This window comes from Neisseria sp. 27098_8_112 (assembly GCF_041433235.1).
GTDB lineage: Bacteria > Pseudomonadota > Gammaproteobacteria > Burkholderiales > Neisseriaceae > Neisseria.
The window spans coordinates 61,817-85,778 of the sequence record NZ_JAPWBB010000008.1; the positions used below are offsets into that span (position 1 = coordinate 61,817).

The 23,962-nt window shown below is 49.4% G+C and carries 23 protein-coding genes; 8 read left to right on the forward strand and 15 right to left on the reverse strand.

Annotated features, from left to right (window positions below; translation table 11 throughout):
- Positions 1 to 25: 25 nt before the first annotated feature.
- The 4 genes from O3682_RS06665 to O3682_RS06680 all read right to left on the reverse strand — a co-directional run bounded on the left by O3682_RS06665 (position 26) and on the right by O3682_RS06680 (position 4,578).
- Positions 26 to 1,294 carry a TolC family protein gene (locus tag O3682_RS06665; RefSeq protein WP_371509175.1) on the reverse strand — a complete coding sequence of 423 codons (1,269 nt, stop codon included), beginning with the start codon at positions 1,292 to 1,294 and terminating at the stop codon, positions 26 to 28.
- A 264-nt stretch (positions 1,295 to 1,558) separates the two neighbouring features.
- Positions 1,559 to 2,818 (reverse strand): RsmB/NOP family class I SAM-dependent RNA methyltransferase, encoded by a 1,260-nt coding sequence (locus O3682_RS06670; protein ID WP_371509255.1) that lies wholly within the window; start codon positions 2,816 to 2,818, stop codon positions 1,559 to 1,561.
- Positions 2,819 to 2,853: 35 nt separating this feature from the next.
- Positions 2,854 to 3,723 carry a DUF1853 family protein gene (locus O3682_RS06675; RefSeq protein ID WP_371509176.1) on the reverse strand — a complete coding sequence of 290 codons (870 nt, stop codon included), beginning with the start codon at positions 3,721 to 3,723 and terminating at the stop codon, positions 2,854 to 2,856.
- Between the two features lie 39 nt (positions 3,724 to 3,762).
- Positions 3,763 to 4,578: an RNA methyltransferase gene (locus O3682_RS06680; protein WP_371509178.1), complete on the reverse strand. Its 816-nt coding sequence runs from the start codon at positions 4,576 to 4,578 to the stop codon at positions 3,763 to 3,765.
- Positions 4,579 to 4,753: 175 nt separating this feature from the next.
- On the opposite strand from O3682_RS06680, the gene O3682_RS06685 reads away from it, so the two are divergent.
- From O3682_RS06685 to O3682_RS06710, 6 genes are all read left to right on the forward strand, one after another.
- On the forward strand, positions 4,754 to 5,539 hold the full coding sequence (locus tag O3682_RS06685; RefSeq protein ID WP_070461469.1) for an inositol monophosphatase family protein: 786 nt from the start codon (positions 4,754 to 4,756) through the stop codon (positions 5,537 to 5,539).
- A 264-nt stretch (positions 5,540 to 5,803) separates the two neighbouring features.
- A complete protein-coding gene (gene proB / locus O3682_RS06690; protein ID WP_371509179.1) occupies positions 5,804 to 6,607 on the forward strand; it encodes a glutamate 5-kinase in 804 nt (267 codons plus the stop codon).
- Between the two features lie 9 nt (positions 6,608 to 6,616).
- Entirely contained in the window at positions 6,617 to 7,867 is a 1,251-nt protein-coding gene (locus O3682_RS06695; RefSeq protein ID WP_371509181.1) for a glutamate-5-semialdehyde dehydrogenase, read from the forward strand.
- An 88-nt stretch (positions 7,868 to 7,955) separates the two neighbouring features.
- Positions 7,956 to 8,267 (forward strand): Grx4 family monothiol glutaredoxin, encoded by a 312-nt coding sequence (grxD, locus tag O3682_RS06700; protein ID WP_003681608.1) that lies wholly within the window; start codon positions 7,956 to 7,958, stop codon positions 8,265 to 8,267.
- A gap of 146 nt (positions 8,268 to 8,413) precedes the next feature.
- Positions 8,414 to 9,040, forward strand: a complete 627-nt coding sequence (gene upp / locus O3682_RS06705; protein ID WP_371509183.1) for a uracil phosphoribosyltransferase — start codon at positions 8,414 to 8,416, stop codon at positions 9,038 to 9,040.
- Between the two features lie 97 nt (positions 9,041 to 9,137).
- Complete coding sequence (locus tag O3682_RS06710; protein WP_371509185.1) at positions 9,138 to 9,455, forward strand: DUF2322 family protein; 318 nt, start codon at positions 9,138 to 9,140, stop codon at positions 9,453 to 9,455.
- 61 nt (positions 9,456 to 9,516) lie between these two features.
- Here O3682_RS06710 and trxA read toward each other — a convergent pair whose 3' ends face one another.
- From trxA to O3682_RS06755, 9 genes are all read right to left on the reverse strand, one after another.
- Positions 9,517 to 9,849, reverse strand: coding sequence for a thioredoxin TrxA (gene trxA / locus O3682_RS06715; protein ID WP_371509187.1), 333 nt, complete (start codon positions 9,847 to 9,849; stop codon positions 9,517 to 9,519).
- 126 nt (positions 9,850 to 9,975) lie between these two features.
- Complete coding sequence (locus O3682_RS06720; protein WP_371509189.1) at positions 9,976 to 11,541, reverse strand: ABC transporter ATP-binding protein; 1,566 nt, start codon at positions 11,539 to 11,541, stop codon at positions 9,976 to 9,978.
- 81 nt (positions 11,542 to 11,622) lie between these two features.
- Positions 11,623 to 13,176: a fatty acid--CoA ligase gene (locus tag O3682_RS06725; protein ID WP_371509190.1), complete on the reverse strand. Its 1,554-nt coding sequence runs from the start codon at positions 13,174 to 13,176 to the stop codon at positions 11,623 to 11,625.
- A 321-nt stretch (positions 13,177 to 13,497) separates the two neighbouring features.
- The gene (locus O3682_RS06730) at positions 13,498 to 14,283 is read right to left on the reverse strand and encodes a TatD family hydrolase (protein WP_371509192.1); all 786 of its coding nucleotides are present in this window, start codon (positions 14,281 to 14,283) and stop codon (positions 13,498 to 13,500) included.
- Between the two features lie 4 nt (positions 14,284 to 14,287).
- Positions 14,288 to 14,641, reverse strand: a complete 354-nt coding sequence (locus O3682_RS06735; RefSeq protein ID WP_250600103.1) for a PilZ domain-containing protein — start codon at positions 14,639 to 14,641, stop codon at positions 14,288 to 14,290.
- A gap of 10 nt (positions 14,642 to 14,651) precedes the next feature.
- Positions 14,652 to 15,632, reverse strand: a complete 981-nt coding sequence (locus O3682_RS06740; protein WP_371509193.1) for a DNA polymerase III subunit delta' — start codon at positions 15,630 to 15,632, stop codon at positions 14,652 to 14,654.
- Between the two features lie 322 nt (positions 15,633 to 15,954).
- A complete protein-coding gene (locus O3682_RS06745) occupies positions 15,955 to 17,271 on the reverse strand; it encodes an MFS transporter (RefSeq protein WP_371509195.1) in 1,317 nt (438 codons plus the stop codon).
- Positions 17,268 to 17,456 carry a cbb3-type cytochrome oxidase assembly protein CcoS gene (gene ccoS, locus O3682_RS06750; protein ID WP_003681462.1) on the reverse strand — a complete coding sequence of 63 codons (189 nt, stop codon included), beginning with the start codon at positions 17,454 to 17,456 and terminating at the stop codon, positions 17,268 to 17,270. The genes O3682_RS06745 and ccoS overlap by 4 nt, the downstream gene beginning before the upstream one ends.
- Entirely contained in the window at positions 17,456 to 17,761 is a 306-nt protein-coding gene (locus O3682_RS06755; protein WP_296184763.1) for an HLGFF motif protein, read from the reverse strand. Before O3682_RS06755 ends, ccoS begins: the two co-directional genes overlap by 1 nt.
- 235 nt (positions 17,762 to 17,996) lie before the next feature.
- On the opposite strand from O3682_RS06755, the gene O3682_RS06760 reads away from it, so the two are divergent.
- Positions 17,997 to 19,193: an acetate kinase gene (locus tag O3682_RS06760; protein WP_371509197.1), complete on the forward strand. Its 1,197-nt coding sequence runs from the start codon at positions 17,997 to 17,999 to the stop codon at positions 19,191 to 19,193.
- A 149-nt stretch (positions 19,194 to 19,342) separates the two neighbouring features.
- Here O3682_RS06760 and O3682_RS06765 read toward each other — a convergent pair whose 3' ends face one another.
- Positions 19,343 to 22,105 carry a TonB-dependent receptor domain-containing protein gene (locus tag O3682_RS06765; protein WP_371509199.1) on the reverse strand — a complete coding sequence of 921 codons (2,763 nt, stop codon included), beginning with the start codon at positions 22,103 to 22,105 and terminating at the stop codon, positions 19,343 to 19,345.
- Positions 22,106 to 22,490: 385 nt separating this feature from the next.
- The gene (locus O3682_RS06770; protein ID WP_150537544.1) at positions 22,491 to 22,952 is read right to left on the reverse strand and encodes a c-type cytochrome; all 462 of its coding nucleotides are present in this window, start codon (positions 22,950 to 22,952) and stop codon (positions 22,491 to 22,493) included.
- 132 nt (positions 22,953 to 23,084) lie between these two features.
- Here O3682_RS06770 and O3682_RS06775 point away from each other — a divergent pair, with 132 nt between their 5' ends.
- Positions 23,085 to 23,909 carry an SDR family oxidoreductase gene (locus O3682_RS06775; protein WP_371509202.1) on the forward strand — a complete coding sequence of 275 codons (825 nt, stop codon included), beginning with the start codon at positions 23,085 to 23,087 and terminating at the stop codon, positions 23,907 to 23,909.
- Positions 23,910 to 23,962: the final 53 nt, after the last annotated feature.

Sequence of the window (23,962 nt, forward strand, 5' to 3'; positions counted from 1 at the left end):
TTTGGTTTAACCGGCGGATATGGCTTTATTTTTGTGCCAAACCGACCCAAGCGGAGATTTTGGCTTGGGTATTTAAATAGTCGAGCGCCGCATCGCGGAAATCGTTGCGGGCGGCAACATAATCCTGCTCGATGGAGGATAACTCACTGTATGCGCTCAAAACGTCGGTCAGCGTACGTCTTGCAACTCTAAATTGCATTTCATAGGCTTTGATAACATCTTTTTGAGCAAGAATATGTTGAGCTGTTAATGCGGTGCGCTGTTCACTTTCCTGCATATCGATGGCCGACGTTTGAACGCGTTCGTTCATATCGCGCAGGATTTGTTCGGACTTGGCCTCTGCGGCAATCAATGATTTGGCATTGCGCTCTACATTGTGTCGTGCGGCAATATCCAGCACATTCCATGCAACGTTTAAATAAAGCTGTCTGGTGTTGCGCGTTGCACTGCCTTCCAAATTGAGGGCAGGCAGGCGTTCGGCTTTGGACGCATCCAAATCTGCACGGACGCTGTCGCGCTCGGCCAATTGCGCCTGATAGGACGGATTATTGTTGCGGTTGGGGTTGTTGAAGCGTTCGCTGATGGATTTTGCCGTGTCGTTTTTAAACGGATCTTCCAAATCGTTGGCAGTCAGCTGGCGCGAGGTATAGCGGGACAGGCGGCTCAGCGCCAAATCCATGGTGCGGCGTTGTTGGGCGATAATGTTGGCTACTTGCAGCTGGCGTGCGCGCGCTTCAATCAGTTCAAAGTGGCGGCCGGCATCCTGTTTGACGATTGTGGTCAGGGTTTCTATGAGGGCGTTATGACGCGCCAAAGTCTGTTCGTTGAGGATCAGGGTTTCTTTTGCACGCAATGCGCTCAGATAAAGGCGGCCGATATCGCTGCCCAGCTGCTCTTGGCTTTCGGTGTATTTGTGTTGATAGTATTCTTCGCGGCTGCGGTCGCGGCGGACGGCGGCTTCAATCGCACCCCATGAGTAAATGTTCACGCTGCCGCGCACGCCGATACCGTCATCCATATCGTTGCTGTTGTATTTATTGTGTTGCGCCAGCACTTTCGTGCCGGTCAGGGTAACGACAGGATAATGGCGCGCGCGCGTGGCTTTGGTCGTGCTTTGTGCAGCTTCTTGAGTGGCTTTGGCTTCACGCACAATCGGGTCGCTGATTAAAGCGTCCCTGAGGATGTCTTGCAGGCTGTATGCAGAGGCCGTCTGAAACGGCAACAGACAGCAGGCGACGGCAACGGCCGATGACAATAAACGGGGCTTTGTGGGGGAAGAATAAATATGCGACATGATTTTTAACCAAATAATTTATATCTTATCGTTGTCTGTATCGGGTATCGCCTGAGGCATGACTGGGCGAATTTTGAACGAGAACACATACATTTACAAAGCATAGAGTATTTTTTCCAGCTTTTCACAATATTCTGATGAAAGGTCGAGATACATGCCTTAAAGTATATTATTGCAGAGCGCGACTATCGTTTCTAATGATTTTAATGTAAAAAATCTATCAAAAAGGCCGTCTGAAAGGATTTCAGACGGCCTTTTTCAACCTTAATCCTTACGTTGCAATACAGCGGCAAAGAAGCCGTCGGTTTGGTGTTCTCCGGAGTTGAGGCGCAGGTATTTTCCGGTATCCAAATCGACCTTCAGGCTTTGCAGAAGTTCGGTGCAGTTGACGAGTTCAAACTCGGGATGTTCGGACAGGAAACGTTCGACTTGCAGCTCGTTTTCTTCCGGCAACACGCTGCAGGTGGCGTACACCAAGCGGCCTTGCGGTTTCACCAGTTTGGAGGCGGCATCGAGGATGCTGTGTTGCTGTTCCAAAAGGTTGGCCACGGTCTCGGCGGATTGGCGGTATTTGAGGTCGGGATTGCGGCGTAAAGTACCCAAACCGGAGCAGGGCGCGTCCACCAATACACGGTCGGCTTTGCCTGCCAGTCGGGCGATACGGGTATCGTGTTCGCTGCTGATGCGTTCGGGGTGGATGTTGGTCAGTCCGGCGCGGGTCATGCGCGGTTTGAGGTTGGCAAGGCGTTTTTCGGCGATGTCGAAGGCGTAGATTCTGCCTTTGTTGGCCATTTGTGCGCCGATAGCCAAGGTTTTACCGCCGGCTCCGGCACAGAAATCGACAATGATTTCGCCGCGTTTTGCGCCCACCAATAAGGCAAGCAGCTGGCTGCCTTCGTCTTGGACTTCCAGCGTACCGTCCAAAAACAGCTCGTGTTTGTTAAGCGCGATTTTGTTTTTCAGGCGGATACCCCAAGGCGAATAAGGCGTGGCCTCTGCATCGGCACTTTCGGCTTGCAACAATGGCAGCATTTTATCGCGTTTACCTTTCAAGGTATTGACGCGTATATCGAGCGGGGCAGGTTGGTTAATGCTGCGGCCGAAAGCGAGGATTTCTTCTTCGCTCCAATGCTGTTGCAGTTGTTCCACCAGCCATTGCGGCAATTCTGCGGCGGTATTCAGACCGTCTGAAAACTCGGTTTTGCGGGCTTTCAAATTGCCGAGGAACTTTGTTTCTTCTTCATCAAGCAGGTCTTTGATTTGGCTGATGTTGGTGCTTCTGCCGAGAACCAGTGCAGCCAGTGCGGCTTTGCGCGGCTGCGCGTGCGGACGGCGCAGGGCGGTACTGATTTTTTGATAGTGTCGCAGCGCGGCAAAGGCGGTTTCGGCGATTTCGTGGCGGTCTTGGCGGCCGAGCTTTTTGTGTTCGCGGAAATAGGCGGAGAGGACGGCATCGGAAGGCTGTTTGAAAGTCAGCATTTCAGCCAAAACTTTGGCGGTATGGTCGAGTTGTGCGGCGTTCATAATGTAATGGGTTCTCTTAAAGTTGGTAAATGGTTTCAGACGGCCTTCATGATGCGTTCGATTTCGTGCCAAAAGCCGTCCGGCCGTAATTCCAAAACGGCAATTAAGCCTTGGTCGATACGGCGGATTTCGGTTTCGTTCAATGTTTCGGTTTTGGCAACACGCGCAGGTGCAAGATAGGCCATGCGGTCGAGTAGATGGTAGCGGGCTTCTTGGCGTTCAAACCCGTATTCCGCCCAATCTTGAATATAGATGCCGCGCCAACCGTATGGATTAAGCGGCGGCTCAAAAGCATGGAAACCTTGTGGAAAAAATCCGATGCCGCGCACGATGGAAGCAGGGAGCGGATTTTCCGACAGACCTTGTGCGGTTAAGGTTGTTTTGCCTTGCAGCGTATGCAGTAGCTGGGATTGCTGCACCAATTTGGCGGTCTTGTCCGTCAGCGTGTCTTTAGGATTGAGGCCGCGCAGGTTTTGCACTTGGTCTCCGCCGTAGTATTTACACGCCAGCTCGATATGGTAGGGCTGTTGGTTGAGGGAAACGACAAAATCAGCGGCGCCTAAAGTTTGGCCGTCTGAAAAAACGGGCAGATTGTATGCGTGCAGCTTGGCGTGCGGCGCGTTGGCAAACCAGAAAGCCAGCAGCTCTTCGGCATAAATGCCGAGACGGTGGCCGAATGGGGCGCGTTGGGCGAGGTAATCCTTCAGCGGAGCGGGAGTGGCGTCCAATGCCAAAAGGTAACGGAAACCGTGTTCCCCCAATAGTTCGCGCACGCTCAATTCGCAACCGCTTTGCCACAAAGGCGGCGCAGACAGCAGCGAGGCGAGGTCACGGACGGGTTGGCTGGTGAGTTTCCACCATAATGCATCTAGGGCGTAATTCATGCTTATCCGAATATCAGTCATGCCGTCTGAAAAGCTGGAAATGTTTTCAGACGGCCTTAATCAGTCTTTTTTATGGATGCGGTGGCTGACGGTATTGAAAAAACCGCGCAGGATATCGATGTCTTCGGTTTGCGTATTGGCGCGGCCGAACAGGCTCTGCATACGGCGTATCAGGCGCTCGCCGTTACGGCGGTTGAAAAAGCCGATGTCGTGCATCACGCTTTCCATGTGAGCGACCATGCCTTTGATTTGCTCGTGGGTCGCGGCGTGGTCTTCTTGTTGAAGATGGGTCATGGGCGAATCGGTTTGGCTGAAGATTTCGTAGCACACGACCTGCACGGCTTGGGCAAGGTTGAGCGAGAAATAGTCGGGATTGCCGTTGATGGTCATCAGTCGGTTGCAGGCTTGGACTTCTTCGATGCTCAAGCCGAAAGTCTCGTTGCCGAAGACCAGCGCCACTTTCTCGCCGCGGTTGGCGGCCTGCAGTAATTCGGGTACCAAGTCGCGCGGGGTTTGCAGTGGGGCGGTGATTTCGCGACGGCGGCTGGTCAGGGCGCAGGCGATGGTGGTGTCGGCAAGGGCTTCGTCCAAAGAGGCGGCAATGGTGGCATTTTCCAAAACGTCTGCCGCGCCGGAAGCGAGGATGAAGCTTTCTTCCGGTAATTTAAACGATTGAGGATGCTCCGGGTCAAACACGGGCGGATTTTCCGTCATCGGCGTTGCCATCAGATTGGGAGCGACGATGGTCAGTTTGTGCAGACCCATTGTTTTCATGGCGCGCGCGGCGGAGCCGATATTGGCGGGATGGCTGGTGCGCGTGAGGATGATGCGGATGTTGTCCAGATAAGCGGGCAGGGCAGGTTTTTCGGAAGTCATGTTTTGTTTTCTGTTTGTACGGGAATCAGGTATAATGCGCCATCTTTTTGTTTTCAGACGGCCTTTTTCCATGCCGTCTGAAATGTTCTTTAACAGCATCGGAAACGATTAACAGCCTCTTATGTGCCTTGTTCGGCACATTAGGGCGTATTTTACCTGAATTAGGAAGAAAACCATGAATCCGTTTTTAAATACCGCTTTCAAAGCCGCCCGTAAAGCAGGGCAAATGATGATTCGCGCCGCCGGCAATCTGGATGCCGTCAAAGTAGACAGCAAAGCATTCAACGACTTCGTTTCCGATGTTGACCGCAGCTCCGAGATGATTTTGGTGGAAGCGCTCAAAGAAGCCTATCCGCATCACAAAATCACTTGCGAAGAAGGCGGCTCCCACGGTAAAGCCACCGCCGAGTACGAATGGATTATCGACCCGCTCGACGGCACAACCAACTTCCTCCACGGCCATCCTCAATACGCCATCTCTATGGCACTCCTGCATAAAGGCGTGTTGCAAGAAGCTTTGGTGTACGCACCTGAGCGCAACGATGTATACATGGCCTCCCGCGGCAAAGGCGCGTTGCTCAACGACCGCCGCATCCGTGTCTCCAACCGCATCGAATTGAACCGCTGCCTGATCGGTACCGGCTTCCCTGTTGTCGATCAAAGCATGATGGACAAGTATCTGGCGATTTTGAAAGACTTCTTGGCAAAAACCGCCGGCGGCCGTCGTGAAGGCGCGGCTTCTTTGGATTTGTGTGCCGTTGCGGCAGGCCGTTTGGACGGTTTCTTCGAGTTTAACCTTAAACCTTGGGATATTGCCGCCGGTGCATTGATTGTCCAAGAAGCAGGCGGCATCGTTACCGATATGTCCGGTAATGAAGGCTGGTTGGAAAGCGGCGACATCGTTGCGGCCAATCCTAAAGTATTGGCGCAAATGCTGAAAATTATTTCTGAACACCAATAAGCGTTTGTAGGGAACGGTCTGTATTTATCGTGGCAGGTCGGATTCTCAACAATCGGTAAAAGGCCGTCTGAAACCTGAAATAGGGTTTCAGACGGCCTTTTGTTTTGTTGTTAACGGATTCGGATAAAGGCTGAAAATATGGCTTTTAGAGGAGGCGTTTTTTAATTTTGTCTGTATTTTCTATTGCTTCGCAGTTATGATGTGAATACGTTTGGCTGAAATAATGCCGCATGCAATCATAAAAATAGAAAGCAGAGGAGAATAATGAAACGAGATTTTGAAGCAGTAAAACGTATTGTCATTAAGATTGGAACCAGCTCTTTGGTATTGCCAAACGGTAAAATCAATTTGGCAAAAATCGACCAACTGGCCTTTGTCATTTCCAGCTTGGTCAGTAAGGACAAAGAAATTGTGCTGGTGTCTTCCGGCGCGATGGGCTTTGGGCTGAATGTCCTCAATATGGAGAAACGTCCGGCGGAAATGGCGCAGCAGCAGGCTGTTTCCAGCGTCGGCCAAGTGGCCATGATGAGCCTTTACTCGCAGATTTTTTCCCATTATCGGATGACAGTATCGCAAATCCTGCTGACGCGTGATGTGGTCGAATATCCGGAAAGTTTGGCAAACGTTACCAATGCTTTTGAATCCCTGCTTTCCATCGGCGTCATCCCTATTGTCAATGAGAACGACGCGGTCAGCGTGGACGAGATGGACCATGCGACCAAGTTCGGCGATAACGACCGTTTGTCGGCAGTTGTAGCGAAAATCGTTAAAGCCGATTTGCTGATTATGTTGTCCGATATCGACGGTTTGTTTGATAAAAATCCGGCCGTTCACGCCGATGCCAAGCTGCGCAGCCATGTGGCCGATATTACCGAAGAAATTATTGCTTCTGCCGGCGGCTCGGGCAGTAAGTTTGGTACGGGCGGCATGCTCAGTAAGATTAAGAGCGCGCAGATGATGTTTGAACATTACGGCCAGATGGTATTGATGAACAGCGCCAATCCGCGCGATATCCTTCAGGTTTTAGATGGCGCGCCTATCGGAACGTGGTTTGCACAAGAGAAATAGGGAGGTTTTATGAGCTATATCGAACAGTTGGGCAAGAATGCTCAAAAAGCCAGCAAAACGTTAATCAGCTTGGGAAGCGTGGAAAAAAACAATCTGCTGCATCAGGTTGCGGCGGCGTTGGTTGAACAGGCTGAGATGATTTTGGCGGAAAATGCCCGCGATTTGGCCGCTGCAAAAGAAAACGGCATTTCGGACATTATGCTCGACAGGCTGCGCTTGAATCACGAACGCATCAAAGGCATTGCGGAAGGCGTTGGGCAGGTTGCCGATTTACAGGACCCGATTGGGCAAGTTGTCCGCGGCTATACCAATCTGGACGGTTTGAAGATTGTTCAGAAACGCGTGCCTTTAGGCGTGGTTGCCATGATTTTTGAAAGCCGCCCGAATGTTTCGGTCGATGCGTTTTCTCTGGCCTTTAAAACCGGCAATGCCATTATTTTGCGCGGCGGTCGCGATGCCATCCATTCCAACACCGCATTGATTGCCGTCATCAGGCAGACTTTGGTAAAAGCGGGAATGGATGCCGATGTGGTGCAGCTGGTCGAAGATACCAGTCATGCCGCTGCCGAGGAATTGATGCAGGCAGTCGATTATATTGATGTACTGATTCCGCGCGGCGGCGCGCGCTTGATTCAGACGGTGAAAGAGAAATCGAAAGTTCCCGTCATTGAAACCGGGGTCGGTAATTGCCATATTTATGTAGACGACAGTGCCGATTTAGAGATGGCGGTCGATATCGTCGTGAACGCCAAAACGCAGCGTCCGAGCGTGTGTAATGCCGCGGAGTCTTTGGTTGTTCATGAAAAGATAGCGGAAGTGTTTTTGCCCAAACTGGAAGAAGCCGTTGCCAAAGTACATCCGGTCGAATTTAGAGCTGATCAGGAAGCATTGCGTATGTTTAAAAATACTGTTTTGGCAACCGAGGAAGATTACAGTACCGAGTTTCTTGACTATATTATGTCGGTCAAAATAGTGAAAACAGTGGAAGAAGCCGTCGATTGGATTAACGGCCATACGACGCATCACTCGGAAGCGATTGTGACCCAAAGCATTGCCCATGCCGAGTTTTTCCAAGAAAGCATTGATGCGGCGGCGGTTTATGTCAATGCGTCCACTCGGTTTACCGACGGCTTTGTTTTCGGATTGGGCGCGGAAATCGGGATTTCCACCCAAAAAATGCACGCTCGCGGCCCGATGGGTTTGGAAGCGCTGACTTCGACCAAATTCTACATCAACGGCAACGGTCAGATCCGACGTTGATAAACGCCCCTCAACTTCATCAATTTGCGTATAATGGCGGGAAATTTGATTTTCCCCGAACAACCGATTTAGTAAAAAGGAACACACCATGTCCTCTATCCACGATCAAATCAAAGAAGTCGTTACCACACACCGCGTCGTATTGTTCATGAAAGGCACGAAGCAATTCCCGCAATGCGGCTTCTCTTCCCGTGCCGTACAAATCCTGAATGCGGCAGGTTGCACCGACTATGTAACCGTCAACGTATTGGAAAACGATGCCGTACGCCAAGGCATTAAAGAATACAGCGACTGGCCGACCATCCCTCAACTGTACGTTAACGGCGAATTTGTCGGCGGTTCTGACATTTTGATGGAAATGTACGAAGCCGGTGAACTGCAAGAATTGCTGAAAGCTTAATCATCTGCAATATTCCGTAATGTAAAATTGTTGACAAAGGCCGTCTGAAACCCTGATTCAGACGGCCTTTCGCATGAATACGCACTTTGCGCGCCATGCGAAAAAAAGTATAATCCCCCTCCATTAACGCAATTCGGAAAATCAACATGAACGTTACCGTTATCAACCACCCTTTAGTCCGCCACAAACTCACGCTGATGCGTGAAGCGGATTGCAGCACTTACAAATTCCGCACGCTTACCACCGAGTTGGCACGTCTGATGGCATATGAGGCCAGCCGTGATTTTGAAATTGAAAAATACATTATTGACGGCTGGTGCGGCTCTATTGAAGGCGACCGCATCAAAGGCAAAACACTGACCGTCGTCCCGATTTTGCGTGCCGGTTTGGGTATGCTTGACGGCGTACTCGACCTGATTCCGACTGCCAAAATCAGCGTTGTCGGCTTGCAGCGCGATGAAGAAACTTTGAAACCGGTTTCTTATTTTGAAAAATTTGTCGACAGCATGGACGAACGTCCCGCGCTGATTATCGACCCGATGTTGGCGACCGGCGGCTCTATGGTTGCCACCATTGACCTTTTGAAAGCCAAAGGTTGCCATAACATCAAAGCATTGGTATTGGTTGCCGCGCCGGAAGGCGTGAAAGCCGTCAACGAGGCGCATCCTGATGTAACCATCTACACTGCCGCGCTCGACAGCCACTTGAACGAACACGGCTACATCATTCCCGGTTTGGGCGATGCCGGCGATAAGATTTTCGGTACACGTTAATTGAAATGTTTAAGGCCGTCTGAAAAGTGTCAAACCTAAACTTTCAGACGGCCTTGTTATATGGTTTGCTTTAAAACCCACATCAGAAAGGACAATCATGAGCTTCCAAGACAATCTGGCCGCCATGCCTGCCATCGATCATTTAAGCGGCTTGGATATTCTCGACAAAGAGGGCAATGTGGTTCATCACATTCCCAATGCACCCGGCAAACAAGGCTCGCTCAAGCTTTACCATGCTTTGGCACAAGAGTTTGGCGGTAAACTTGACGCAGCGGCGGCAGAACGCGGCCTGGCATGGTTTGCCGAACATGTTGCCGATGCCGAAGCCAATCCGGGCAAACATCCGAATATTGATTTGCTGTTTAAAGTAAAAGCTGAAAATATCAGCCTGACTTTGAAACCATTGGCTGCTTAACCGATACAAAAAAGGCCGTCTGAAAACAATTTTCAGACGGCCTTTTTATATGCTTAAAGTCTTAAGCGATAGAGGCTTCAACGAATGCAGTCAGTTGGCCTTTAGCCAATGCGCCGACTTTGGTTGCAACGTTTTTGCCGTTTTTGAACACCATCAGGGTAGGGATGCCGCGAACGCCGAATTTGGCAGGAGTGGCTTCATTTTCGTCGATGTTGATTTTAACGACTTTCAGACGACCTTGGAATTCGGAGGCAATGTCGTCCAAGATTGGGGCGATCATTCTGCAAGGGCCGCACCATGGTGCCCAGAAGTCCAGCAATACAGGTACGTCGGATTTCAAAACGTCTTGTTCGAAGCTGGCATCGCTGGCGTGGATAATCAATTCGCTGCTCATGTTTGTTTCCTTTTAAATCGGGATTAATGAATACGTTGTTCAGAATAGTGGCAGACAGGGAAAATTTCAAGTGCCGCCGCCCGGTAATAGTTTTTTTGAAATGCGTCTATCGTAATCCTTAAAGATTCAGACGGCCTCTTGAACCATGTGGCCGGAGTGGGCAATCAAATGGCGCATGTAGTCGCTGCTTGGATTGGCAAACACATTTTCGCATTCGCCTTCTTCAACGATTTTGCCGTCTTTCAACACCATCACGCGGTGGGAAATGGCGCGGATGACGGCGAGGTCGTGGCTGATGATGATGAAGGCGAGGCCGTATTCTTTTTGCAGGCCGCTGAGCAATTCAAGGATTTGTTGTTGCCATTGGACATCAAGCGCGCTGGTCGGTTCGTCCAAAACGAGGATTTTCGGGCGGACAATGATGGCGCGGGCGATGGCGAGGCGTTGGCGCTGGCCGCCGGAGAATGCGTGCGGATAGCGTTCGAGTGCGTCTTCGGGCAGGCCGACTTGTTTGAGGACTTCTTGAACGCGGCGGCGCATTTCTTCGCGCGGCATTTCAGGTTCGTGTACGCGTAAGGCTTCGGAAACGGTATCGAAGACGTTCATACGCGGATTGAATGCGCCGAACGGGTCTTGGAACACCATTTGGATTTCGCGGCGCAATTCATGTCGCCATGGCTCGCCGTTGATGTTCAGGCTGCCTTCGGAATCGATAAGGTGCATAACGGCTTTGGCCAGCGTGGTTTTGCCGCAGCCACTTTCGCCGATGATGCCCAATGTTTCCCCCGATTTGAGATCGAAAGAAACGGGGTTGAGAATGGTTTTGTCGCGTTTTTTAAACCAGCCGTCTGATTCTTTGACGGAAAAGGCGATTTGTTCGGCCTTAAGGACGGTGGCAGGATTTTCAGGCAATGGAGCCACTCGGCGCGTTGTGCCGGCGTTGAGCAGCATTCTGGTGTATTCGTGCTGCGGATTGGCGAAGACTTCGGCTGCTTTGCCGGTTTCGAGAATACGGCCGTCACGCATAACGGCGACATCGTCGGCAAAACGGCGCACAAGGTTTAAGTCGTGCGTAATGTAGAGCATGGTCATGCCGTGTTCTTCCTGCAGGCGTGAGAGCAGGTCGAGAATTTGGGCTTGAACGGCAACGTCTAAAGCAGTGGTCGGTTCGTCGGCAATCAGAAGCTTGGGCTGGGCTGATACGGCCATGGCAATCATGGCGCGTTGGCGTTGGCCGCCGGAAAGTTGGAAAGGGTATGCCTGGGCTTTTTGCTCGGGCTGGTGGATACCGGTTTCGTCTAGGAGTTCGATAGCGCGCGCCCATGCCTGTTTTTTATCCAAACCCAAATGCAGGGACAGGACTTCGGCGATTTGTTCGCCGACGCGCATGACGGGGTTGAGGGCGGTCATGGGTTCTTGAAACACCATGCCGATTTCGCGGCCGCGCAGTTTTTGCAGGGCACGTTCGGGCTGGGTCAGCAGGTCGGTTCCGCAATATTTCAGACGGCCTTCAAAGGTAACCATCGGATTCAGGCGCATAATGCCTTGCGACAATACGGTTTTGCCGCTGCCACTCTCGCCGACCAATGCTAGTTTGCGGCCGGGTTGCAAGGTCAGGTTGATATCGTGCAGGACTTGCTTGCTCGGAAAGGAGCCGTTTAGGTTTTCGATTTCGAGTATCGGTGTCGTCATGGTCGTGGCCGTCTGAAAATTTTGTTGATGACAGGTTTTCAGACGGCCTGCATGAATCAAGGGGCCGTCTGAAACAGCGGTTTAGTCTTGAAACTGTTCTTTGAGTTTGCGTTTTAACACTTTGCCGGTGGCATTGCGCGGCAGCTCGTCTTGGAAGATGACTTGTTTGGGGATTTTAAAGTTTGCCAACAGGCCGCGCAGGTGGCTGCGGACTTCGGCTTCTTCCAGTTTCATGCCTTCTTTGAGTTGGATAAAGGCAATGATTTCTTCATCGGCGTATTGGTCTTTCACGCCGATTACGGCAGCGGCCTCCACGGCTTCGAGCTTGTAGATGGCTTCTTCGATTTCGCGCGGATAGACATTTTGGCCTTTGGAGATAATCAGGTCTTTTTTGCGGTCGACGATGAAGATAAAGCCGTCTTCGTCTATGGTGACGAAGTCGCCGGTTTTCAGCCAACCATTGACAATGGTTTCATCAGTGGCGTCAGGCATATTGAGGTAGCCTTGCATAACCGAGCCGCCTTTGATGATGAGTTCGCCTACTTCACCGCGCGGCACTTCGATCAATTCGTCATCGACGGCTTTCACGGTCAAACCGGGCAGGGCGACGCCGACGCTGGCGGTTTTTTGGCGCTCAGGCGTATTGACGGCAACTACGGGCGAGCATTCGCTCAAACCGTAGCCTTCCAGCAATTTGGCACGCGGGAATTTGGCTTTGAAGTCGTCAATGGTTTGTCCAGCCAGAGGCGCGCCGCCGCTGATAAACAGGCGGACGCGGTTTAACCATCTGAAATACCAAGGAATTTTGGCTTTGCTCATGGCTGTGTAAATAGCCGGTACGCCGAGGAAAATGGTAGCGCGTTTGAGCAAAACCTGTTTCAACACGTTGGAGAACGGGAAGACGGATTTGACCAAAATAATCGAGCAGGCTTTGTATATCGGCAGCAAAACCATGGCAGTCAGCGTAAAGCTGTGGAACATGGGCAAGAAGACGACGAAGCGGTCTTTTTGAGAAATTTGGAAAATTTGTTCGACGCCCGAAAGGTTGGAAAACAGGTTGCTGTAACTGATTAATGCGCCTTTTGGGTGGCCGGTTGTACCGGAGGTATAGATAATGTGCGCCAAATCGTTGACGGACGGCTGACGGCTCAGATTCGGCTTGCCGGGGAATGTACGCGCGGCATCGAAATAGCTGTCATCGTCACTGGCGGCGTTGGTTTCGCCAATCCAGATGATTTTATTGACTTTGGTTTTGGCTTTGATGTTTTTGAGTTCTTTGGCCAACGGCGCGGATGCGAACATGAAGCGTGCGCCGCAGTCATTGAGGATGTAGGAAAATTCTTCGCTTTTCAAAAAGACGTTGAGTGGGACGGCTACCGCGCCGATGGAAGTAATGGCGAAATAGGCGGCAATAAATTCGGGAGAGTTGGAAACGACAAGGGCGACTCTGTCGCCATATTGTACGCCTTGGTGTTGCAGATAGGCGGCGACGGTTTCTACTTCGCGTTTGAGGGAGGAATAGCTGATTTTTTCTTTATCGTTGAAAATGACCGTGCCTTTACCGTTTTTTTGGCAGGCTGCAGTCAGCATAGCGTAAAAATTAGGGTGGGTGTGCATTTCGGAGTTTGTGTCCATATTGTGTCGATTGATGTACGGTTTTGATGAACCGTTTATTTCGAAGGATAGGTTTTACATCCTATCGGTAAAATAAGCAAGAGGCCGTCTGAAAATACTTTCAGACGGCCTTGAGCTTTGCTGGGCTTAGGAAAGCAATATTTTGAATTTAAACTTATTTATTGTGTTGATGGGAAAATTCCCATTCTTCAAAAGTCTGCCGTTCGGAAGATAGTGCAAGCCGATTGCGTTTCTGTCTCAAGCCATTTCGAGTTTACCGCTGTGTTTGAGGCAGAATCCTGATGACGGATTGGCAGAGCCAATGTTTAGAGACTTTGAGACCTAGCCGTTGTTCAGACGGCTGTCGGGTACTTTCTTAAACAGGCGATAGAAATTATCGCTGGTGTTTTGTGCCAATGTTTCCAAGCTCTCGCCGCGTAGATTGGCTAAGAACTCAGCTGTATAGCGGACGTAGGAAGGCTCGTTTTGTTTGCCGCGTTTGGGAACCGGCGCGAGGAAAGGCGCATCGGTTTCTACCAAGATTCTATCGGCAGGGACGTATTTGGCGGCTTCTTGTATCAGCGGCGCGTTTTTAAACGTCACAATGCCGGAGAAGGAGATATACATGCCTAAATCCAAAGCGGCTTTAGCAAAGGCGACGTCTTCAGAGAAGCAGTGAATCACGCCGGAGTGGGTGTGGCATTCTTTCAAAATCCGCAACGTGTCTTCGGCTGCATCGCGCGTGTGGACGATAACGGGCAGGCCGCTTTCGTTGGAGGCTTGGATATGGTCGGCAAAGCGTTGATGTTGCCATGACAAATCGCCTTTGCACCAGTAATAGTCCAAACCTGTTTCGCCGATACCGACGATTTTCGGATGCTTGGCCGCTTCTACCATTTCGGCAATGGTAAATTCTTCCGCTTCTTGGCTGTCGGGATGTATGCCGATGGTGCAGTAGATGTGGTCGTTTGCCTGGGCGATGTCGAAGACTTCGGCAAAACTTTGTTTGCTGACGCTGATGGCAAGCGCCTGCTTGACGCTTTGCGCTTCCATATTGGCAAAGACTTCGGGCAGGCGGTCTTTTAAGCCGTCAAAGTTGAGATGGCAATGTGAATCGATTAAATACATGGTATTACAGGGTAAAAGTAGTGCGGTCGCTGCGCAGGCGCGGGCCAAGTTCGGCTTCGATCAGGTTTTTTGCCTGCAGGCAACTTTCGTGTTCGGAGAATGCAAGGCCTACGCCTTTAGGGCGGTGAGCCGAAGTGCGCGCCGGATTGATCCAAACGACTTTGGTGGGCAGGAAGCGTTTGGGGTAGTCGGCGATTTCTACGGCCAAGAGGATGTCTTCGCCTAGGGAGAGTACGTCATCGGTCGGTACGAACAGACCGCCGTGTTCTAAAAACGGCATATAGCAGTTGTACAGCAGATTGGGGTCTTTGAGTTGCAAGGCCAACATCTTCGCCGGAATGTCTTTTTTATTCATCATTTATTACCTGTTAGGGTTTGTTTTGCCAAAAATCTAAATATTCGATAAGCAGATACTCAAGCTGCATTTTAACACTCAAGGTATGGTATCCGTAAGGGTTGAGCGCGTTCAGACGGCTCAATAGGGCAAACAGCTTGCGTGAATCAGTTTTAGAGGCCGTCTGAAGCAGGGCTTGGGCATGGTGCGGATAATAAAGCGGCGCCATGTTTTGTTGTGCCAAGCCGACATCCATCAGCCACTTTTGCAGCCAGTCGATGAAAACGGCCAGCGGTTGCTTTTGTTTGTCGAACGCGGCGGCGTAGTCGAGTATGGCCAACAGGCGCGGGGCAGTCAGCAGTGTCAGCAACTCTTCGCGTAATGCGTCCAATTCGGGAGTCGGCGTGAATAAAGGCGCGCCGCTGTGAAATGCCAACAAGGCTTCTGCATTTTCCACGCCCTGTTGGCGCAGATATGTCGCAGCCTGCTCATGGGTAGGCGAGGGCAGCACCATCTGGCGGCAACGGCTTTTGATGGTGGGCAGGAGTTTGTCGCGCGCATGGGTAACGAGCAGGAAAACGACGTGTTGCGGCGGCTCTTCCAGAGCTTTCAACAAACCGTTTGCCGCCTGTGTATTCATGCTTTCAGCCGGATGCACCAATACTACGCGCAGGCCGCCGCGGACAGCGGTCAGGTAAATGTTTTCCACAATATCGCGCACGGCATCAATTTTGATTTGTAGGAGTTTGCGTCCCGTTGCCTCACCTTCGGGAATTTCCGGCGTGAGTTCGTAAAAGTCGGGATGGGTGTTTTGGCTGAACAAATGGCACGAAGCGCACTCGCCGCAGGGTTCATAGCTGGATTTGGGCGATTCGCATAGCAATGCTTGCGCGACAAAGCGGGCAAACTCGGTTTTGCCGGTATTTTCTTTGCCGGTAAATAGCCAGGCGTTAGGTCGGTTTTGCCAATGGGCGGCGAGCTGTTGCCATTGGGTTTCATGCCATGGATAAATCATATCGTTTGGGAACTATTAGGTAGGTAGTTATTATACTCTCAGGCCGTCTGAAAAAGGTTTCAGACGGCCTTTAATAAACTGCCTAAAAATTGATCAAATATATTTTTTCTTTTAAATATCAATGATTAAGCTGATTTATTCACAGCCTTTGCACACGCTTGTTTGGGGAAAATGTGCATTTTGTTTGGCGGTAAAGTTGTGCTTAAAATTTAGGCAGATGTGTTTTTTAATTTTAAATCATACAGTAATCTGATTTATGCACAAGCTGTCCACGCGATTGAACAGTGAAAATGTGCATGGTGGGGATATATTTCAGACGGCCTTATTTGCTGCTTTTCAACAAAGCGGTCAAATCCCCGATAAATTTCGGTTCCCGTTTGATGAGGTAAACAATCAACGGAAGATTACCCACGGCAACAATCAAATACAGCAGCGTGATGCTGTCAAACAACATCAGCAAAACCGCGCTCAAAATGGCGGCTGACACCATAAATACGCCGTTGATGATGTTGTTGGCAGCAACAGCGTGGGCGCGGAATGTTTCGCTGCTGGCGGTTTGCAGCCAAGTGTAGAGCGGTACGGAGAAGAAGCCGCCGAAAAAGCCGATGGCCGACATCACCAGCATAATCGGATACGCTTGGGCTTGCGATAAAAACCAGATAATGCTGTTTAATTCGGTAAAGCGTTGGCCGTGGGTCAGCCACACCAGCAATAATCCACAGACCGTCAGCCCCAGAGTGCCGATGGTAACCAAGCCCAAAATCAGGCGTTCATGGCTAAGTTTGGCGCATAACACCGAGCCGATGGCGATACCGATGGAGAACAGTGCCAACATCAGGTTGAACACATTATCGTTGCCGCCCAAATGGATTTGCGTGAACGTCGGCAGTTGGGTGGTATAAACCGAGCCGATAAACCAAAACCATGAAATACCGATGATGGACGTGAATACGGGACGATTGGCTGCCGCTTCACGAATCAGTGAATTCGTGCCTTTGATGATGTTCCATTCGATTTTTGTGTCCGACATTTTAGCGGGTACAGACGGCATAAACAGGCTGGTCATCGAGCCGCCGATAGCGACCAATAACACCAAACCGCCAACAATATACGGCGGAACGCCTGCGACTGCGGTGCCCAAAATCTGGCCGAGCAAAATGGCGATAAACGTACCCGATTCAATCAGGCTGTTGCCCATAATCAGCTCTTTGTCGTTGAGGTAATCGGGCAAAATTGCGTATTTCAGCGGGCCGAACAAAGTCGATTGCGTACCCATGCAAAACAGGCAGATTAAAAGCAAAGACGCGGATTGAATATAGAAGCCATATGCCGCCACTGCCATGATCATGATTTCCAACAGCTTGATCCAACGCGCCAAAACTGCTTTATCGAATTTGTTGCTCAGCTGTCCTGACAGCGCGGAAAACAGGAAGTAGGGCAGGATAAACAGCATCGCACCCAAGTTCAGCATTTGGCTGGGTGGCAGAAAGTCGTTTTTACCCAAACCGTAAAAACTGATCATCACGAATAATGTGGTTTTGAACATATTATCGTTCAACGCGCCCAAAAACTGCGTCCCAAAGAGCGGCGCAAAACGGCGGGTCGTGTGGAAATTCAGATTGTCTTTTTTAAGGCTCATTGTTTGGATTCTTTGTCTTCGTCTTTTTCGATCAGTTTTTCAGTGGAGTCGTCATCCATCAAAATGCGGTGCGCAGGTCCTTCAAGGTCGTCAAACTGTCCGTTTTTACCCGACCACCAGAAAAACCAGCCGATGATGAAGGCCAAAATAATGCTGATGGGGACAAGGATAAACATACTTTCCATTACATCGCTCCGGTCAAATCGGTCAGGATAAAGGTTTTGCCGCTGATGGTCAGGTATTCGTTGCGCAACGCACCGATATTTTTATCGTCAAAAAACAATTCGATACGGTCTTTAACCACGCGCCAGTATTGCGGGATGTCGGTTTGCTCGAAAGGCGACAATACCACCGCTTCGGCTGTGTCTTCGCTTTGTAGCTTGATTGCGAAGCGTCCGCTTTGCGGCGGATTTTGTGATTCATCGTCTGCCAACATAATAAAAAATCCGGCGTGTTCGCCGTCTTGAGTGTGGATACTGAAATAATGCATATCGGGAAATCTTCAAAACCGCCGTCATTTTTTCAGACGGCCTTAAAATAAAATTCCGTCCATTTTACATCAAATATTAAGTCAAGCAGCCGATTACATTTTTTGTTAGAATACGGCGTTTACTTTGTTAATCTGTTCAGACCGCTACCCACTACGTCCCACAAGGGGTGCAACATAGTCGGAGCCGCAGTCAGGTCCCGACAAAAATGCCGTCTGAAACCTCAAGGAGCATAAAATGACACAAAAATTAATCTTGGTTTTGAACTGCGGCAGCTCTTCCCTCAAAGGTGCCGTATTGGATAACGACAGCGGCGAAGTATTGTTGAGCTGCTTGGCAGAAAAACTCAATCTGCCTGATGCCTATATCACCTTTAAATTCAACGGTGAAAAACGCAAAGTCGATCTTTCTGCCAAACCTGACCATACCGGTGCCGTTGAAGCCCTGATGGAAGAACTGAAAGCGCATGATCTCGACAGCCGTATCGGCGCCATCGGCCACCGTGTCGTCAGCGGCGGCGAGTTGTACAGCGAATCCATCCTCGTTGATGACGAAGTTATCGCCGGCATCGAAAAATGTATTCCGCTCGCTCCGCTGCACAACCCTGCGCACCTCTTGGGTCTGCACGCTGCACAAACCATTTTCAAAGGCCTGCCGAACGTTGTCGTATTCGACACCGCTTTCCACCAAACCATGCCGGAACATGCCTACACCTACGCTGTTCCACATGAATTGTATGAAAAATACGGCTTGCGTCGCTACGGCGCGCACGGTACCAGCTACCGCTACGTTTCTGATGAAACCGCCCGTTTCCTCGGTAAAGACAAAAAAGACCTGCGCATGGTGATTGCCCACTTGGGTAACGGCGCATCTATTACCGCCGTCGCCAACGGCGAATCACGCGATACCAGCATGGGTCTGACTCCGCTGGAAGGTTTGGTCATGGGTACCCGCAGCGGCGATATCGACCCTTCAGTTTTCAGCTTCTTGGCTGAAAATGCCAACATGACCATCGCCCAAATCACCGAAATGCTGAACAAGAAATCAGGTCTGCTCGGTATTTCAGGTTTGTCTAACGACTGCCGCACCATCGAAGAAGAAGCTGCCAAAGGTCATCCAGGCGCCAAACTGGCTTTGGAAATGTTCATCTACCGCTTAGCTAAATACATTGGCAGCATGACAGTAGCGGCAGGCGGTTTGGACGCATTGGTCTTCACCGGCGGTATCGGTGAAAACTCCGACATCATCCGCGAACGTGTATTGGGCTACTTGGGCTTCCTCGGTCTGTACATCGACCAAGAAGCCAACCTGAAAGCCCGCTTCGGCAATGCTGGTGTGATTACCACTGCCGACAGCAAAGCTGTTGCCGTTGTGATTCCTACCAACGAAGAATTGATGATTGCACACGATACTGCCCGTCTGAGCGGCCTGTAATCCGTCATTATTGAAGACCTGCCCGCAAGGGCAGGTTTTTTGTTGTGTATAGATGAAGAAAATTTTGAGAATATATTGAAAAAAGCCGGCAAACATTGCGTTTGCCGGCTTTTTAATCAGTGCAATATTAAGAATACTGATAGATAGGTTTAGAACTTATAACTGATGGTAAACAGCAAAGTCCTGCCTCGTGCGTAGTTGTTCAAGACGGAGCGTGTCGTGCCGCCATATTTGCCATTGCATAAACCGTTGGCATCGCATTCGACTTCCTCATCATCTAAACCGCCTTTTCTTTCAAATACGCTGAAATAGCGCTGGGTTGCGGCATCGTTTGCGGCATCCAGAGGATCGATATAGCGTTTATTGAACGCATTTTGAATGTCGAAACGAAGGATAAGGTTTTTCTTCGGTTCATAATTGGCATAGAAATCAAAAATCAGCGGCTGTCTGTTGATGCTTTCTGTTTTTTTGATCACCCTTCTGCCCATTTGGTGTGAAGAGTAGGTGTTGGCGCCGGTTGTACCGTCAACAAATTCCTCCTCAGTTGTCGCACGTGTACTTTTGCCGTAATAGCGCATAATGCTGCCGATGGTCAATTTGTTGCCCAACCATCGGGACCCTAATTCAAACCGACCGTAATCTCGGGGCAAGCGGGAAATTTTGCTTAAGCCGTAGCCTTGTTTGATTTGGTCTTCTTTAGAAGAGTTGCGGGGCGATTCGCTGGCATCGCTATAATTGGTCGGCTGGTTGGTTTTTTGATAGGCGTAAGACAGGGTTGTAAAAAAGCGGCCGAAATCATAGTTCATTTCCACTTCCAAACCATTTTTATGGACAGGTTTGGCATAGTTTCGATGCTGGATGGAGTATTGCAGGCCGGTACTGGTTACCCAGCTGGGTGCTTTATCCAAATCCCACCATTTGCCATAAACATTGTGGATATAGTTGTTTATTCTGCTGCGGTAGGCGACCAGTTTGAAACCCAATACATCGTCCGGCTTGAAAATCCCTTTTTTGAAGGTATTGAAGCCTATTTGGTAAGTGTTGGCCTGTTCCGGCTTGAGGGCGGTATTGACGCCTGAGTCGCCGATTTGTGAAAAATACATTTCTTGAATATTTGGCATTCTATGCGTACGCGAATAGCTGATAAACGGCATAAAGTAGTCGTTGACATTGATGTTTAATGCCACCGAATGGTTTACCGCATGCTTTTTACCGGATTTGGTATAAACCGGTTCGTAAAGGTCGCAGCTTGGCGTGCAATGCTGTTTATAAATTTCAGAATCTTCTCCAAATGCTTTTTTAAAGTCTTCTTGGGTATTGAAGTAGTCGGTATATTCGCCCTTGTAGCGGTAGTTGACCATATTGGCGCTGTAATTCAATTGATAAATGCCTTTTTTCAAGGAAGTATCAAAATAGAACGTATTGAATTTTTGCTGGCCTGAAGGTTGCAATATGGTTGATTTCTGAGGAAATATTCCTTTGTCGCCTTTGAAGCGGCCTAAAAAGCTGTACAGGCCGGCATCTTGATCTGGGCCGTCGTAAAACAGGCTCAGCTCTTCCGGAAAGCGGTTTTTACTGTATTGGTTTTTAAAGAAATTGAAACCGACGGTGGCTTTTAAATCTGTTTTTTGGGGAAGTTTGAAAGAAAAGCTGTTGTTGATATCCAAAAGATTGGCTGTGTTTTTGGTTTCTAAATAATCAAGCAGCCCCCATCCTGAAAAACGTGAGTTTTTCGGATATTTTTGTTTTCCCAAATTATGGGCGGCCAATACGTTTAAATCGACATAATCGCCAATGTTTAAGTTGTAATTGGCTTGGTAGTTGCGGTTTTCTACTTTGCGGCTGCCGATACGGTTATTCATGGTACGAAGCTGAAGGTCCAGCTTGTTGTTGTCGTTTTCGTATTCCACTTTGACCAAATGGCTGTTTGAGCGTTGTTGCAGGCTGGTCGGGTCGATTGGGGTCAGATCCCATTGCGGTGCCAAATTCTCTTTCCAGCTTCTTTCCAAGTCATCGACATAATCTCTTTGTAAAACTTCAGGATCGTTATATTTTTTGGAGAAAGGGTAGTCCCAATAGCTTTTACCGACCGCATTGCGTTTGGAAAAGTCACGAACCCAGAGATTTTGTTCGTGGTCGAATTTCAATAAGTTGCTCTCAAAATATTCTTGTTTTTTACGGTCCAAATATTCCTCGCCAAAATTGCCGATACGTTGACCGCCGCCACCTACTTTATAGTTTTGCTCGACATTACGGTGGCTGTAACCATATAACGCGCCAAGGCGTGCACCGCTGTCAAACCATTTTTGTACCGCTCCGGTTGCCATAAAGTTGCTTTTGGTGCTGTTTGTGCCGGTTAATCCTTTGGTTAAGAGGCCGAAGGTATTGTTTCCGTGTACCACATCGTCTACCCGTAAAGTACGGAAATTGGCTGTACCGGATAAGGTATTGATGCCGTTGGCACCTGTGAAACTGCCTTTGGTTACATCGACGCCGGCAATAAAATTGGGATCCAGTGCCGTACCGAATTGCGAGGAGCTGCCGCTGCGTCCGGCATCGGCGGAAGTGGAATAGAAGGTTTGGGTTACGCCGTCAACCATCGTATTGACGCGTCCCAAACCGCTATCGCCACGAATATTGACCGCCAATACCCCCGATCCCTTGTCTTGTTGGGTAAAAACGCCGGGCATACTCCGAACGATGGTATCGATGTTTTCGCTGGATTGATAAACGCGTTCACGCGAACTTTTGGCTTGACCTTCGGTAAAAACTTTTTTCTCTTTGGCAATGTGTTTGCCTTTGACTTGAATTTCATCAAGCTCTTGAGTGGAAACCTCTTCTTCTGCGTGTGCGATACTTGTTATAGCCAGTAAAGATAATGTTAGTAGATTTAATTTGAAATTCGGATTCATGATAGTTACCTCAGAAACGAAGTCGCTACTTTATAACATATTATTAAACTTTACAAATATTTTGATAATGGTTTTTATTTTTTAAAAAATAAAGTAGATTCTTGTTTCAGGAGATAATCCAACCGCATATGATTAATCTGGCTGAAAAGATAAAGCAGGTCTGAATTTGAATTGGGTTGGTCGAGAAAAGGGGAGATTTAATTGAATTTAAACAGCCGGAAGAAGAAAATTTGATTGCGCTATGTGAATTGAGCCGTCGGTTTCAAATGAAACCGGTAAAAAACATGAAATGCAAAATATAAAGTCGATATAGAAAGGTTTGAAGGCAGTTGAAGAAAAGGCCGTCTGAAAATGATATTTCAGACGGCCTTTATTGCTTTAAGCCTTATTCCGGACCGCGGAATGTATCGTGGCAAGATTTGCAGCTTGCACCGGTTTCGCCGTAAGCGGCTTTGATTTCTTCCAATTTGCCAGTTTGGGCGGCGGCGTTGAGTTTCTCAACTGCTGCGACGAATTTTTCTTCTTCGGCTTTGAATGTGGCTGTGTCTGTCCAAATGGCAGGCAGGGCGCGGCCGTTGCCTTGAGGGTCGGATTCAAACAGGGTGAACGGTTTTTTGCTGTTTTCAGCAAAAGTGGCTGCAGCTTGTTTGAATTTCTCAACGTCGTAAGGCTCTTCGTCTTTGACCATTTTGCCCATGCGGGTAAACTCAGGCATCATGGTTTTGAATGCGGCAGTGCGGTCTTCGGAAATAGGGCCTTTAGGCTGGGAAGGTGCGCCGCTGCCGCCGCAGGCGGAAAGGGTAAGCGCCACTATTGCCAAAGCAACAGGGAGAAAACGGGTTTTCATATGGAGTGTGTCCTATTGTAATGATATGATTATCGTTAAATTTAAAATCAGCTGGCCAAACTCTCAGGCCGTCTGATAAGGCGTTATCATACCTTAAACCCAAATCTGAAACGAGTACAGAAAGGAAACGATATGGCAATTTTGATTACCGGGGCATCGGCAGGATTCGGCGCGGCAATGTGCCGTACTTTTGTTGCGGCAGGCTATCATGTCATTGGCGCGGCACGGCGCGAAGACAAATTGCAGCAGTTGGCAGAGGAATTGGGCGAGCAGTTTTACCCTTTGGAAATGGATGTTTCGCGCACGGAGTCGATTCAAAACGCTTTGAACAGCCTGCCCGAGCATTTAGCTGAAATCGATTGCCTGATAAACAACGCCGGTTTGGCTCTAGGTTTGGATTCTGCCGATAAAGCCGATTTTGGCGATTGGGAAACCATGATTCAAACCAATATCATCGGCCTGACTTTTCTGACCCGCCAGATTTTGCCGCAAATGGTAGCGCGCAAACAGGGCTATATCATCAATTTGGGTTCGATTGCCGGCAGTTATGCTTATTCCGGCAGTAATGTCTATGGTGCAACTAAGGCTTTTGTGCGCCAATTCAGTATGAACCTGCGAGCCGAATTGGCGGATAAAAACATCCGCATTACCAATATCGAACCGGGCTTGTGCGGCGATACCGAGTTTTCCAACGTCCGTTTCAAAGGCGACGACCAGCGTGCGGCCGAGGTTTATGAGAGTGTCGAGTTTATCCAGTCGCAAGATATTGCCGATACCGCTTTATGGCTCTATCAACGTCCTGCGCGGATGAACGTCAATTCCATCGAAATCATGCCGGTTGCCCAGACCTTTGCAGGCATGAAAGTTTACCGTGACGCGCCTGCTCCGGTGAAGAAAGAAACGTTCGAAAAACAAAGTATGTCTTTGTTTGGAAAAATTAAATCTTGGTTTAAGTAATCGGCATCAGGCCGTCTGAAGGTTTCAGACGGCCTCTTTGTTATCTGAAATTG

What these genes read in the sequence shown, in the direction of transcription:
- grxD (WP_003681608.1), top strand. Translation starts at nt 7,956, where the DNA reads ATGTCCTCTATCCACGATCAAATCAAAGAAGTCGTTACCACACACCGC.
- trxA (WP_371509187.1), bottom strand. Translation starts at nt 9,849, where the DNA reads ATGAGCAGCGAATTGATTATCCACGCCAGCGATGCCAGCTTCGAACAA.
- O3682_RS06675 (WP_371509176.1), bottom strand. Translation starts at nt 3,723, where the DNA reads ATGACTGATATTCGGATAAGCATGAATTACGCCCTAGATGCATTATGG.
- O3682_RS06710 (WP_371509185.1), top strand. Translation starts at nt 9,138, where the DNA reads ATGAGCTTCCAAGACAATCTGGCCGCCATGCCTGCCATCGATCATTTA.
- O3682_RS06745 (WP_371509195.1), bottom strand. Translation starts at nt 17,271, where the DNA reads ATGAGCCTTAAAAAAGACAATCTGAATTTCCACACGACCCGCCGTTTT.
- O3682_RS06725 (WP_371509190.1), bottom strand. Translation starts at nt 13,176, where the DNA reads ATGGACACAAACTCCGAAATGCACACCCACCCTAATTTTTACGCTATG.
- O3682_RS06740 (WP_371509193.1), bottom strand. Translation starts at nt 15,632, where the DNA reads ATGATTTATCCATGGCATGAAACCCAATGGCAACAGCTCGCCGCCCAT.
- O3682_RS06685 (WP_070461469.1), top strand. Translation starts at nt 4,754, where the DNA reads ATGAATCCGTTTTTAAATACCGCTTTCAAAGCCGCCCGTAAAGCAGGG.
- O3682_RS06775 (WP_371509202.1), top strand. Translation starts at nt 23,085, where the DNA reads ATGGCAATTTTGATTACCGGGGCATCGGCAGGATTCGGCGCGGCAATG.
- proB (WP_371509179.1), top strand. Translation starts at nt 5,804, where the DNA reads ATGAAACGAGATTTTGAAGCAGTAAAACGTATTGTCATTAAGATTGGA.
- ccoS (WP_003681462.1), bottom strand. Translation starts at nt 17,456, where the DNA reads ATGGAAAGTATGTTTATCCTTGTCCCCATCAGCATTATTTTGGCCTTC.
- O3682_RS06670 (WP_371509255.1), bottom strand. Translation starts at nt 2,818, where the DNA reads ATGAACGCCGCACAACTCGACCATACCGCCAAAGTTTTGGCTGAAATG.
- O3682_RS06695 (WP_371509181.1), top strand. Translation starts at nt 6,617, where the DNA reads ATGAGCTATATCGAACAGTTGGGCAAGAATGCTCAAAAAGCCAGCAAA.
- upp (WP_371509183.1), top strand. Translation starts at nt 8,414, where the DNA reads ATGAACGTTACCGTTATCAACCACCCTTTAGTCCGCCACAAACTCACG.
- O3682_RS06665 (WP_371509175.1), bottom strand. Translation starts at nt 1,294, where the DNA reads ATGTCGCATATTTATTCTTCCCCCACAAAGCCCCGTTTATTGTCATCG.
- O3682_RS06730 (WP_371509192.1), bottom strand. Translation starts at nt 14,283, where the DNA reads ATGTATTTAATCGATTCACATTGCCATCTCAACTTTGACGGCTTAAAA.
- O3682_RS06720 (WP_371509189.1), bottom strand. Translation starts at nt 11,541, where the DNA reads ATGACGACACCGATACTCGAAATCGAAAACCTAAACGGCTCCTTTCCG.
- O3682_RS06770 (WP_150537544.1), bottom strand. Translation starts at nt 22,952, where the DNA reads ATGAAAACCCGTTTTCTCCCTGTTGCTTTGGCAATAGTGGCGCTTACC.
- O3682_RS06735 (WP_250600103.1), bottom strand. Translation starts at nt 14,641, where the DNA reads ATGATGAATAAAAAAGACATTCCGGCGAAGATGTTGGCCTTGCAACTC.
- O3682_RS06765 (WP_371509199.1), bottom strand. Translation starts at nt 22,105, where the DNA reads ATGAATCCGAATTTCAAATTAAATCTACTAACATTATCTTTACTGGCT.
- O3682_RS06760 (WP_371509197.1), top strand. Translation starts at nt 17,997, where the DNA reads ATGACACAAAAATTAATCTTGGTTTTGAACTGCGGCAGCTCTTCCCTC.
- O3682_RS06755 (WP_296184763.1), bottom strand. Translation starts at nt 17,761, where the DNA reads ATGCATTATTTCAGTATCCACACTCAAGACGGCGAACACGCCGGATTT.
- O3682_RS06680 (WP_371509178.1), bottom strand. Translation starts at nt 4,578, where the DNA reads ATGACTTCCGAAAAACCTGCCCTGCCCGCTTATCTGGACAACATCCGC.